This is a genomic window from Luteimonas fraxinea (assembly GCF_021233355.1).
Classification (GTDB): Bacteria; Pseudomonadota; Gammaproteobacteria; order Xanthomonadales; family Xanthomonadaceae; genus Luteimonas; species Luteimonas fraxinea.
Genome location: NZ_CP089507.1, coordinates 2,649,359 through 2,660,704 on the forward strand (window position 1 = coordinate 2,649,359; position 11,346 = coordinate 2,660,704).

The window sequence follows — 11,346 nt, forward strand, 5'->3', positions numbered from 1 at the left end:
ATGAGTAATCCCGGCCCTCGAACGGAGCCAGGTGTGCGCGCCAACGGACACCTCTCCGAGAAAGGAGGCTCCCTGCTTCGTCAGGGACGAACACCCCAAAGGTCCGGAACGGATCTCCTGCTGTACTGGCTCCCACGCGTCACGAAAGGACTCGTCGCAACGGTCCTTGTGCTGAACATCGTGCTGATGCTCATCTTCGTGTTCAAGGGTTACCGGGTCGATTTCCATTCCGATGCCGCCACAAAGAACCTGCTGGCCGAAGAGATCATCAGAACGGGTCAGCTTTTCCCGCGGGACTGGTACTTCGTCAACAGCGATATCTGGATTGTATTCAATCACCTTCTGATCGTTCCGCTTCTGGCATTCATGAAGAACGGCTACGCTGCGCACGCGTTGGCGGGCTGTGTATGGTCGGTTCTGATTCTTTGGGGCACATGGCTTTTTGCTGGACTCGCCACCAGCTCCCGATGGGCAAAGCTGGCGTCGATCGCAGTCGTAGCCGGTGCAGTGTCGTTCGCGGGTGCCGAGAATGTGTTCGGGCAGGTTGCCTATGGAAACATTTTCCTACTCGCCTGCCTCATCGCGTACACCAGCTGGCGAGCTTTGCAGGCTACAGGGCGTGCGTGCTGGATTTTCGCGCTCGCGAGCGCGGTGCTCATCGTGTTGACCTTCGCGGGCAATCCACAGCGTGCGATCGTGACGTACTTCATCCCTATCTGCGCCGCGGTGTCCGTCTACGGCGCCGTGGATCTGGCGACGAATGGCTGGCGTCTCGGGGCTCCCGCCTCCAGGGCGGCCGCACTTCTCGCGATCATCGGCGCGGCTGCTGCAGTAGGCATCGGCTGTCATCTTTGGCTGCTCGCCCGCGTCCTGGATGTCTCGGGCGCAGGAAACGCGCAGTGGCTGCCGTTCAATGCGATGTTGGGGAACGCAGGAAGCACTTTGCACGGACTGTTCGGGATTCTTGGAGGCATCCCTACGCCCGGGGCGGGCGTGACGAGCAAAGGGGGATTCTACGAAGGTATCCGCCTAGTGGTCGCCGGCGTGATTCTCGGGCTTACGCCTCTCGTTCTGGGATTCGCCTTGAGAAGGCGCGCTTCGTCGCTGCAGTTCGCAGGCCTGTTCGCCGCAGTTTCCCTGGCTCTGTTCCTGTTCCTCCAAGTCACGACTACGATCCCGCAAATGGTGGACCCCATAGGGAGTGCGCGGTATCTCATGCCTCCCCTCCTGATGATCCTCGTCCTGTCGGCGTCTGCCGTGGTATCACCGGATTTCGGGTGGCTCAAGCGTAGTGCCGGGGCAGGCATGCTGGCCGTCTTGGCAATCGGGTCGCTCGGGCCGGGTAATCCATTGTCGCGGCCTTTGAAGGAGCCGGTCGCCGAACCGTACGCAGGTGTTGTCGCGATGCTCGAGCGCGAAGGTCTTGCGTACGGTTATGCGAGCTACTGGAATGCAGGTGTACAGACGGTTCTGAGCAATGGTGATGTGCGTGCACGGGCGATTCTCATTGCAGGTGCATTGCCCGCTCCGATGCGTCATCTGTCGTCGAAGTTCTGGTACTCACCCCAGGCGTGGTCCGGTGAGACGTTCCTCATGTTGGAAGCCCACGAGGTTGCGGCAATTGATTGGGCGCTCATGGAGCAGTACGCGGGGCCCGCTTCGCGGCAGTTCCAGTTCGAACGATTCAGCGTCTTCGTTTACCCGCACAATCTGGCGAGTGTGCTACCCGGCTGGGTTTCAACGGTACCAGTGATTGCCCTGACGGAAGCGTCACCGCGCACCGTCGGTCGTTTCGAAGCTGACGGAAATGGGAGTCGCCTGGTCGCCGAACCGGGAGAATCGGGATATCTGCATTTTGGACCCTACACAGCGCTCGCCTCGGGACGTTACCGAGCGACCTTCGAGCTGGAAGTAGAAAGCGATTCGAGCGGAGAATTGGTCATGGTCGATGTGGCATCCGATCAAGGCCAGGTGACGCATGGCTCTCGTCGCCTGAATTCAATTGGACGACACCGCTCCGAAGTGGACTTCGATCTGGCGGCAGATGTAGACGACCTCGAGGTCCGCGTGCTTTCTCATGGGAATGCGCGTGTGACGCTTTCTGCGATCAGCCTGGAAGAACGGGACTGACCGCTGCACGAATACGAAGCCGCCATCGATGTCCTCCAAATCGAGGAGGGCGCCATAGGCTGAAAGACGTGTGCCAGGCTGATCTAACGCCAAGCGCGCTATAGCGCGAGCAGCGCCTGATCCAGCCCGTCCAGTACACGCTCCATCTGGTCTTCGAGTCCTACCCAAAGCGGCAACCTGACAAGCCGCTCGCTGACGCTGTCAGTGACCTGTAAACGCCCGTTGACGCGGGCGGATTCCAGGCCCTTGGGCGAAGAGTGCAAAGGGATGTAGTGGAACACGGCCTGGATACCCTGCTCGCGTAACAGTGCGATGAAACGGCTCCTGCTATCGAGATCAGGCAGCAGGAGGTAGTACATGTGCGCATTGTGCGTACATGCTTCGGGAATTACAGGCCGTCTGAGCCGCCCCTGTTGCTCGTAGTGCTCTGCCCACGCGTGATAGCGGGCCCAAAGGTCGAGCCTCCGCGTTGTGATCTCTTGGGCTGCATCCATCTGCGCAGAGAGAAACGCCGCGGTAATCTCGCCCGGGAGAAACGATGAGCCCACGTCGACCCATGTGTACTTGTCGACCTGGCCCCGAAAGAAGCGACTACGGTTCGTGCCTTTCTCGCGGATGATCTCTGCTCGCTCCGCAAACGTATCCTCTTTGCAGAGTAGGGCGCCCCCTTCTCCGGAGATGATGTTCTTGGTTTCGTGAAAGCTGAAAGCGCCGAGATCGCCGATGGTGCCCAAGGGGCGCCCACGGTATGCCGACATGACGCCCTGCGCTGCATCCTCTATGACTGGAAGGTCATGACGCGATGCAATTTGCAGAATCGAGTCCATCTCGCAGGACACCCCCGCGTAGTGAACGACGCATATAGCGCGTGTCCGATCGGTGATTGCAGCCTCGATCAGTGCTTCGTCGATATTCAGAGTGTCCGGACGGATATCCACGAAGACGGGCACCGCGCCGCGGAGAACAAACGCATTTGCAGTGGAGACGAAAGTAAAAGAAGGCATGATCACTTCGTCGCCCGGCACCAGATCCAGCAACAGCGCGGCAATTTCGAGCGCGGCGGTGCACGAATGCGTCAGCAACGCACTTTCAGCCCCAATGTTATCGCGCAGCCAGGCATGGCAGCGCTTAGTAAAGGGACCGTCGCCGCTGAGATGGCCGTTCGCGTAAGCTTCGGCAATGTTGGCGAGTTCCCCGCCGGTCATGTATGGCTTGTTGAAAGGGATCATCTTTGCCTTCGCGTCAGCGTGTGCATTCCAGAATGCAATGGGTGTAGGGAACATAGAGAAGGTCGTGGCGCACGACGGGTTTGATTTCGGTGAAAGAGCCTGTTGCGAGCCCCGCGTATCCGTCAGGCTCACGGATGTTCTGCCCTCGGTCGCGGAGGATCAATCCTCTTGCCGCGGCGGACTGCCCGGCGACGAGCGTGCCATCCATCGAAATGAATCGACCGCCGGGGCGCAACATCGAGGAGGCAACATTGATCAGCGATCGCGCCTGGTCATCGTCTAGGTGATGGAGGATGCCGATCGCCAGCACCAGGTCAGCGCCGTGTTGGCGAACCTGCGTATCCTGGAAGTCGGCGACATCCATACACTCGAAACGTCCTCTGTCGCCGTAGCGCTTTCTGGCGGCATCGATGTATCGAGACGACAGATCGAATCCCACGTAGTCGATGTCGACTGGGAAATATGGAAGCAGTTCGGCCGTCCCGCATCCGATATCGAGGACGCGGTCGTCCTTTCTCGGCCGAATATGATCCGACATCATGCGCGCGCGTGCGCGTCCCGCCCCGAGTGCGGTCTGCAGAAAATCGTAAAAGGCGGGGTGGGACAGAACGGCCCTCAGGCCATCTGTTTTCTGTGCCATATCAACTCCCTGATTGAGCAAGAACCACAACGCCGGCAACGATGAGCGAGGTGCCGAAAACCCGCTGAAGATCAAAAGATTCGTTGAAGAGCCACACTGCAAGGACCGCGACGATCGGAAAGCTCAGCGCCATGAATGGATACGCCTTGCTGAGCGGCATTCTGTTGATGGCGGCCATCCAGCACATCGACGCGCTGAAGGCGGCAGCAAATGCACTGATCACCCACGGGTTCAGAAGCAGCATCACGATGGCTCGCGGATTCAGCCCCTCAATTGTCGAACCCGGATTCAGGCTGACTTGCCACTTGAGCACGATTTGCCCATACACCGTCAGCACGATCGTGAGTGCCAGAAAAATATAGCTCATTGCGTTGTTTGCCGGACGGAGGGTAATAAGGGGTGAAATTGCAATCGTAGTCGATATGGCCCGGGGCTAACGCCGGATCATTGGGCGGACATGATAGGTATCGTACGCGCGGAAAAGTCGCAAGCCACAAGCTGCCCAGGCTTTCTGCACTCGATAATTCCAGACCTGTGTCGATATCAGCAGGCGATCCACTCCACGGTCGCTGGCATCACGCATGATTGACGACAGGCCTCCTCGATAGACGCCGGCGCCCTGATGACCAGGAAGAATGGCATTGAGAACGATCTCGATCGACCGGACGCCGTCCTCTTCTCCGGTAATACAGCCGTAGAAGCCAACCACCTCGCCGCTCGGCGCACGCGCGACGTATGTAGAGCTTTCCGGAGTAGGGCGGATTAGGAATCCGGCCGCCCATTCGATATATCCCGCCAGAATGTCCGAGTGTCCGAATTCGGGAGCAGCGTGGTAATGGCTGCGATAGTCCGAAAAGGACGCTGCCGCGATCGCCGACACCGCATCGATGTCGTCTGGCTCTGCGAGTCCGTACCTAACTTGGGTTGGCTCGTCGTGGTTGACGTTCGAGAAGTCGTTGCCCAAGTCGCGCTCATAGTAGACGAGCGTGTCGGCGTGCACCGGTTCCAGCCCTTGCACTCGCAAATCCTGGACAACATCGTGCAGCCCGGCGGGCACCCGCACAACGATAAAATCGTAAGATGAAGTCGACAGTTCTTCACGGAACGCAGGCAGATCAACGGCTGCGTTGTTAAAGGTGGCTCGCCCGATGCGAAGTCCGAACCGCTCACTTTCCAAGGGGGAGTACTTCAGCACCTTTTCACCGAGATGGCGTCCAACCGGCCTCCGGTCATTTCGGAAACCACAAAGTGCGGTCGTCCTTTGATGTTATTGAACATACGCCCCACGTACAGTCCGATCACACCTAGGCTGGCGAGAATCGCGCTACCCGTGAGCCACACCGACGCGACGATGCTGGTGAAGCCAGCGACCTGGATCTCACCTGCGGCGTATTTGCTAATACTGAATGCAACCACGGCCAAAGCCAGCGTCGCAAAAAGAATCGCCATGCCCACCACAAGTCGCAACGGCTTGTCAGAGTAGGAAAGTGCAATGCGTGACGCCAGTGAAAGCAAGCGCCTGAAGCTATACCCCGTTTGACCATGCGCACGCGCATCATGCGCCACAGGTACTAACACGGTTTTGAATCCAGCCCACTGCACCATCAGCGGGAAGAAACGGTCGGCCTCCGGCATTGATATCACGGTGGCGATGGCTTTCCTGGTGTAGGCGCCGAAGTTGGCAGTCGTGTGGTCGTAGCGGGTATCGGTCAACCATCCGAGAACTTTGTAGAAGCACCAGGATCCCAGTCGCTTCAGTCCAGAGTCCTGCCGGCCGATCCTCTGCGCCAGCGCAATTTCAGCACCGTTTTCCAAGCCCTCGATCAGGTTTGGAATGTGTTCAGGCCGGTCTTGGAGATCGCAATCCATGACGATCACGATGTCTCCGGATGCTTGACCGAGTCCAGCGGATATCGCGGCGTGCTGACCAAAATTCCGGGACAGGCGCAAACCTTTGACCTCTCCCCGTGATGACGCGATCTCGGAGATTCTCCGCCAGGCGTGGTCGGGACTTGCATCGTCGACCAGGACAATCTCGTAACGGGCGATGGAGGATGGGATGGATTGCGCGATGCGTTCGACGAGATCCTCGAGACATTCGACGCAGCCGTAGACAGGCACTACTACGGACAAGGAGGCCCCGTTCATCGGTTGAGTGGTCATCAGGGTTCAGAGGGCGAGAAGCGGGCAATCATCGCGTTGCGGTGGCCTGGAGAAGTTCGTAGGACCGGACCTGCAGTTCGGCGCCCGCAGGCACCCAGGCGCGGATTTCCAAATCCGAGACATTCTGGTCGACAGTGACCGGGAAACTTGTCAGCGTCCCGTCCGTTCCGGTCGTCTCCGAAACCTCCATCGAACCATGTGTCAGCGTGCCTTTTGAAGAGACCACGTCAAACTTCGCTGCGCTGCCTGGAGTCAGCTGGGTGATATCGCCATGCACGGTCAGGACATACGATCCTGCAGAGAGCGACGCGTAGGGGCCGAACATCAGATACCCCTCGCCGCCGTTGCTGACGAGGCGGTCACCGTCCAGTGCGCCGGCCTTTGGTTCGGACAGAACGTCCTTGCTCTCTGCGGTCATTCTGATCTCGTGCGCCGGCGCTTCAACTGCCGTCGTCCCTTGGGTGTCTGCTGGTCCACAACCGGCGACGAGCGCACAGGACAGCAGTAGCGCTGTCAGCTTGATGCGATTGGGCATGGTTCTTCCTCTGTTCGTGAGTGTGTCCGACGTTCTGGGCCGAAACGCTGCCGACCGGTGCTCAGCCCGCCCTGCCGTACTGATCTTCGAACCTGACGATGTCGTCTTCTCCCAGATAGCTCCCCGACTGCACCTCGATCAGTTCCAGTGGAAGCTTGCCTGGGTTCTTCAGTCGGTGGGTCACGCCGAGCGGGATGTAGGTGCTCTGGTTCTCGGTCAGCAGGATCACGTCCTCGCCGCGTGTCACTTCGGCGGTGCCGCTGACGACGATCCAGTGCTCCGCGCGGTGGTGGTGCATCTGCAGGCTCAGCGTTGCGCCGGGTTTCACGGTGATGCGTTTGACCTGGAACCTGTCGCCGTTGTCGATCGAATCGTACGCGCCCCAGGGGCGGTAGACCTTGCGGTGCGCGGCGGCCTCGCTGCGGCCGTCACGCTTGATCCGGTTGACGACCTGCTTGACCTCCTGGATGCGATCCCGGTGGCCGACCATGACCGCGTCGTCGGTTTCCACGACGACGATATCTTCCAGGCCCACCATCGCGATCAGGCGTGAGCCATGCGCGTATGTGTTGTGGCAGTCGATCTCGATGACATCGCCATGGTGGGCATTGCCGTTGGCGTCCTTGTCCGAGACTTCCCAGAGAGCGGACCAGGAGCCGACATCGCTCCAGCCGGCATCCAGCGGCACAACGGCAGCGTCGGCGGTCTTCTCCATGACTGCGTAATCGATCGAATCGTTCGGGCTTGCCGAGAATGCATCGGCGTCGAGCCGGATGAAATCCGCGTCGCGCGTCGCTTGTGCAAGCGCCTGTTCGCATGCCGCCAGCATCGCAGGCTGCAGTCGACGCAGTTCGTCGAGATATCGGGACGCCTTGAACAGGAACATGCCGCTGTTCCAGAAGTACGCGCCGGAGGCCAGATAATCCTGTGCAGTCGCAAGATCAGGCTTCTCGACGAAGCGTTCAACCGCGCGCACACCAGTACCGGACGCGGCCTTGATGTAGCCATAGCCGATCTCGGGTGCGGTCGGCACGATGCCGAAAGTCACCAGCTTGCCGTCTTGGGCAGCGACTGATGCTTCGCGTACGGCCGCGTGGAACGCGCTGTCATCGCGTACGACGTGGTCGGACGGCAGCACCAGCAGCAGCGCATCGTCACCCGCGGCCATGGCCTGCAGTGCGGCGATCGCGATGGCTGGCGCGGTATTACGGCCAACTGGTTCGAGTATCAACGCAGCAGGCGACACGCCGCATTCCCGCAGCTGTTCGGCCGCCATGAAGCGGTGTTCCTGGTTCGCGACCACGATCGGCGCAGTACCTGCGATGTCCGACACGCGCGCCCACGTTGCCTGAAGCATGGTGTTCTCGCCGACCAGCGGGAGGAACTGCTTGGGATAGGCCTCGCGCGACAGCGGCCACAGGCGCGTGCCGGAGCCGCCGGAAAGAATCACGGGAAGAATCGGAAGCATGCGGGTGGTCCTGGATCAGTGTTGGGGGGCATTGCCGCCGATCAGGGCGGACAGTTCATCGGTACGTGCCCGGAGCAGCTCGGCATCCGCGCGGGTCTCGACGTTGAGCCTCAGCAGCGGCTCGGTGTTGGAACTGCGGAGATTGAAGCGCCACTGGCCGAAATCCGCGCTGACGCCGTCGGTATGGTCGAGCGCCGGCTTCTGTGATTCGAAATGCGCCATCACGCGTGCGACGGTGGCCTTCGCATCGTCGACGACGAAATTGATCTCGCCGCTGCAGGGGAACGCTTGCATCCGGTCGGCAACGAGATCCGTCAAGGAGGTGCCTGTGCGCGAGATCAGATCCGCGATCAGCAACCACGGAATCATGCCCGAATCGCAGTACGCGAAATCTCGGAAATAGTGATGTGCACTCATCTCGCCGCCGTAGATCGCGTCTTCGGCGCGCATGCGCTCCTTGATGAAGGCGTGGCCGGTCTTGCTGAGCACGGGAACACCGCCGGCCTGCTCGACCATTTCGACTGTGTTCCAGACCAGACGCGGGTCGTGGATGACCTTGCCGCCGGGCGACTTGAGCAGCAGCGCTTTTGCGAGCAGGCCGACGAGGTAGTAGCCCTCGATGAAATCGCCATTGGCGTCGAAGAAGAAGCAGCGATCGAAGTCGCCATCCCACGCGATACCGAAGTCCGCGCCACTGGCGCGTACCGCGTCTGCGGTGGCAGCCCGGTTGTCCGGCAGCAGCGGGTTGGGAATGCCGTTTGGAAAGCGGCCATCCGGCTCATGCTGGATGCGCACGAACTCGAAGGGCAGATGCGCCGCAAGCTGATCGACCACCACGCCTGCGCCACCATTACCTGCATTGACGACGATCTTCAGCGGCTTGAGTCGTTCGCGCTCGACGTAACCCAGCAGATGTTCGATATAGGCCGACTTGTCCTGTGCTTCGCTCCGCGTGCCCGCACGTGGCGCAGGTGCGGGCTCCGCATCGCTTGCGGCGAAGTCGCGGATGTCGAAAAGGCCTGTGTCTCCGCTGATCGGTCGCGCGCCTTCGCGCACGAGCTTCATTCCGTTGTAATCCATCGGATTGTGGCTGGCGGTCACCATCACGCCACCCGCGGCCCCAAGATGTGCGGTCTGGAAATACACCTCTTCGGTGCCGCACAGACCGATGTCGATGACGTCGCGCCCTGCCTGACGGAATCCTTCTTCGAGTGCCTGCTGCAGTTCCGGGCTCGTCAGGCGGATGTCGCGTCCGAGCACAACGGGGCCAGGGCCCAGCAGCGAGGCCATCGCCAGCCCGATGCGCCGGGCGAGAGGGGGGTTGAGTTCGTCAAGCACCCGGCCGCGGATGTCGTAGGCTTTGAAGCAGGAAAGGTGCATGTGAGTCCTTGGTTCCGGGCTGGCTTACGACAGCGCCGCTTCGAGTTCCGGCAGCACCTTGAACAGATCGCCCACCAGGCCGATGTCCGCGATCTCGAAGATCGGTGCGTCGGCGTCCTTGTTGATCGCGACGATCGTGCCCGCATCCTTGATGCCGGTCAGATGCTGGATTGCTCCGCTGATGCCGATGGCGACATAAAGCTCGGGGGCGATGATCTTGCCTGTCTGGCCGACCTGCAGCTCATTGGGCACGTAACCGGCATCGACTGCGGCGCGCGAGGCGCCTACCGCGGCGCCGAGCTTGTCGGCGAAGTCGAACACGATCTTGAAGTTTTCTTCCGAGCCGACACCGCGACCGCCCGAGACGACGCGCTTGGCGCTCTGCAGGTCGGGGCGGTCGGTGCTGCCTGCGGCGAGACCGATGAAGCGGGTGTGCGTCGGCAATTCGGCGTCGACGCTAGTCGTTTCGACCGTCGCGCTGCCGCTGCGTGCCGCTTCCTGCCAGGACGCCGTGCGCACCGTGGCGACGACCGGCTGGTCGGCCGGGGCCTCGACAGTGACGATCGCATTGCCGGCGTAGATCGGGCGCTTGAAGACATGGCTGCTCTCGACCGTCATCAGGTCGGAGATCTGGTTGACACCCAGAAGCGCGGCGACGACCGGCAGCAGGTCCTTGCCGAACGTCGTCGACGGCGCGAACACATGCGTGTAGCCGGCGGCGAGGTTCGCGATCTGCGGGCCAAGGACCTGTGCGAGTGCCTGCGCGTTGGCCGGATTGGCGACGGCGAGCACCTTCGACACGCCGGCAATTGTGGCGGCTTCGGTGGCGGCGCCCGCCGGGTCTGCGGCGAACACCGCGATGTCGATGGCGTCGGGCGACAGCGCCTGCGCCGCGGCAACGGTCTTGGCGGTCGCGCTGGCGTTCAGGGTGCCGTCGAGGTGTTCGGCGATAACAAGGACTTTGGACATCATGTTCTCCTGCGGTCCGGCGCTGGGCCGGACATCTCTAGGCTCCCGCGTGCGCGGGAGCGACGGAATTCAGAGCAGGCCCTTGGCCTTGAGCGCGGCAACCAGTTCGGCCGCGTCCTTGACCATGACGCCCTTGCCGCGTTTGGTCGGCGCCTCGTAGTGCGTGGTCTTGAGCGTGTCGACCGACTCGACGCCGAGGTCGGCGAACGGGATCGATTCCATCGGCTTCGACTTCGCTTTCATGATGTCGGGGAGCTTGATGAAACGCGGCTCGTTGAGGCGCAGATCGGTCGTGACGACGGCCGGCAGGTCGACTTCGAGCGTCTCCAGGCCGGCGTCGACCTCGCGCGTCACTGTGGCCTTGCCGTCAGCGATCTCGACCTTCGAGGCGAAGGTCGCCTGCGGTCGGCCCCACAGCGTCGCCAGCATCTGACCGGTCTGATTGGCGTCGTCGTCGATCGCCTGCTTGCCGAGGATCACTAGGTCCGGCTGTTCCTTCTCGACCAGCTTGAGCAGTGTGCGGGCGGCGGTCAGCGGCTGGATCGCCTGGTCACAGACCACGTGGATGGCGCGGTTCGCGCCCATGGCCAGACCATTGCGCAGGTGCGCCTGGGCGTCAGCGGGCGCGATCGTCGCGACCACGACCTCGGTGGCGATGCCCTTGTCGCGCAGGCGCAGGGCTTCTTCCAGCGCGATTTCATCGAAGGGGTTGGCCGAGAGCTTGACGCCATCGGTGACCACGCCGGACCCGTCCGGCTTGACCTGGATGCGGACGTTGTAGTCCACCACGCGCTTGTAGGCGACGAGGATCTTCATCGGTACGGCATTCCTT

The 11,346-nt window shown here is 61.3% G+C and carries 11 protein-coding genes; 1 reads left to right on the forward strand and 10 read right to left on the reverse strand.

All coding sequences use genetic code 11. The annotated features are described in order from the left end of the window. Nucleotides 1-2,130 carry a hypothetical protein gene (locus LU699_RS11935; RefSeq protein ID WP_232137946.1) on the forward strand — a complete coding sequence of 710 codons (2,130 nt, stop codon included), beginning with the start codon at nucleotides 1-3 and terminating at the stop codon, nucleotides 2,128-2,130. A 98-nt stretch (nucleotides 2,131-2,228) separates the two neighbouring features. Here LU699_RS11935 and rffA read toward each other — a convergent pair whose 3' ends face one another. The 10 genes from rffA to LU699_RS11985 all read right to left on the reverse strand — a co-directional run bounded on the left by rffA (nucleotide 2,229) and on the right by LU699_RS11985 (nucleotide 11,330). Continuing rightward, nucleotides 2,229-3,359: a dTDP-4-amino-4,6-dideoxygalactose transaminase gene (rffA, locus tag LU699_RS11940; protein ID WP_232580179.1), complete on the reverse strand. Its 1,131-nt coding sequence runs from the start codon at nucleotides 3,357-3,359 to the stop codon at nucleotides 2,229-2,231. A 13-nt stretch (nucleotides 3,360-3,372) separates the two neighbouring features. After that, nucleotides 3,373-3,999 carry a class I SAM-dependent methyltransferase gene (locus LU699_RS11945; protein ID WP_232137943.1) on the reverse strand — a complete coding sequence of 209 codons (627 nt, stop codon included), beginning with the start codon at nucleotides 3,997-3,999 and terminating at the stop codon, nucleotides 3,373-3,375. A 1-nt stretch (nucleotide 4,000) separates the two neighbouring features. Then, the gene (locus tag LU699_RS11950) at nucleotides 4,001-4,366 is read right to left on the reverse strand and encodes an EamA family transporter (protein ID WP_232137942.1); all 366 of its coding nucleotides are present in this window, start codon (nucleotides 4,364-4,366) and stop codon (nucleotides 4,001-4,003) included. Nucleotides 4,367-4,432: 66 nt separating this feature from the next. Next, nucleotides 4,433-5,194 (reverse strand): GNAT family N-acetyltransferase, encoded by a 762-nt coding sequence (locus tag LU699_RS11955; protein ID WP_232137941.1) that lies wholly within the window; start codon nucleotides 5,192-5,194, stop codon nucleotides 4,433-4,435. Next, nucleotides 5,188-6,162 carry a glycosyltransferase family 2 protein gene (locus tag LU699_RS11960; protein WP_232137940.1) on the reverse strand — a complete coding sequence of 325 codons (975 nt, stop codon included), beginning with the start codon at nucleotides 6,160-6,162 and terminating at the stop codon, nucleotides 5,188-5,190. Before LU699_RS11960 ends, LU699_RS11955 begins: the two co-directional genes overlap by 7 nt. A gap of 28 nt (nucleotides 6,163-6,190) precedes the next feature. Beyond that, nucleotides 6,191-6,697, reverse strand: a complete 507-nt coding sequence (locus tag LU699_RS11965) for a hypothetical protein (RefSeq protein WP_232137939.1) — start codon at nucleotides 6,695-6,697, stop codon at nucleotides 6,191-6,193. 61 nt (nucleotides 6,698-6,758) lie between these two features. Beyond that, nucleotides 6,759-8,165 carry a mannose-1-phosphate guanylyltransferase/mannose-6-phosphate isomerase gene (locus LU699_RS11970; RefSeq protein WP_232137938.1) on the reverse strand — a complete coding sequence of 469 codons (1,407 nt, stop codon included), beginning with the start codon at nucleotides 8,163-8,165 and terminating at the stop codon, nucleotides 6,759-6,761. A 15-nt stretch (nucleotides 8,166-8,180) separates the two neighbouring features. Then, entirely contained in the window at nucleotides 8,181-9,545 is a 1,365-nt protein-coding gene (locus tag LU699_RS11975) for a phosphohexomutase domain-containing protein (protein ID WP_232580180.1), read from the reverse strand. A gap of 24 nt (nucleotides 9,546-9,569) precedes the next feature. Beyond that, nucleotides 9,570-10,514, reverse strand: coding sequence for an electron transfer flavoprotein subunit alpha/FixB family protein (locus LU699_RS11980; RefSeq protein WP_232137936.1), 945 nt, complete (start codon nucleotides 10,512-10,514; stop codon nucleotides 9,570-9,572). 69 nt (nucleotides 10,515-10,583) lie between these two features. Continuing rightward, the gene (locus tag LU699_RS11985) at nucleotides 10,584-11,330 is read right to left on the reverse strand and encodes an electron transfer flavoprotein subunit beta/FixA family protein (protein WP_232137934.1); all 747 of its coding nucleotides are present in this window, start codon (nucleotides 11,328-11,330) and stop codon (nucleotides 10,584-10,586) included. Between the last annotated feature and the right edge of the window lie 16 nt (nucleotides 11,331-11,346).

Coding starts and splice junctions, on each gene's coding strand:
- LU699_RS11935 (WP_232137946.1), top strand. CDS start 1: ATGAGTAATCCCGGCCCTCGAACGGAGCCAGGTGTGCGCGCCAACGGA.
- rffA (WP_232580179.1), bottom strand. CDS start 3,359: ATGATCCCTTTCAACAAGCCATACATGACCGGCGGGGAACTCGCCAAC.
- LU699_RS11945 (WP_232137943.1), bottom strand. CDS start 3,999: ATGGCACAGAAAACAGATGGCCTGAGGGCCGTTCTGTCCCACCCCGCC.
- LU699_RS11950 (WP_232137942.1), bottom strand. CDS start 4,366: ATGAGCTATATTTTTCTGGCACTCACGATCGTGCTGACGGTGTATGGG.
- LU699_RS11960 (WP_232137940.1), bottom strand. CDS start 6,162: ATGACCACTCAACCGATGAACGGGGCCTCCTTGTCCGTAGTAGTGCCT.
- LU699_RS11965 (WP_232137939.1), bottom strand. CDS start 6,697: ATGCCCAATCGCATCAAGCTGACAGCGCTACTGCTGTCCTGTGCGCTC.
- LU699_RS11970 (WP_232137938.1), bottom strand. CDS start 8,165: ATGCTTCCGATTCTTCCCGTGATTCTTTCCGGCGGCTCCGGCACGCGC.
- LU699_RS11975 (WP_232580180.1), bottom strand. CDS start 9,545: ATGCACCTTTCCTGCTTCAAAGCCTACGACATCCGCGGCCGGGTGCTT.
- LU699_RS11980 (WP_232137936.1), bottom strand. CDS start 10,514: ATGTCCAAAGTCCTTGTTATCGCCGAACACCTCGACGGCACCCTGAAC.
- LU699_RS11985 (WP_232137934.1), bottom strand. CDS start 11,330: ATGAAGATCCTCGTCGCCTACAAGCGCGTGGTGGACTACAACGTCCGC.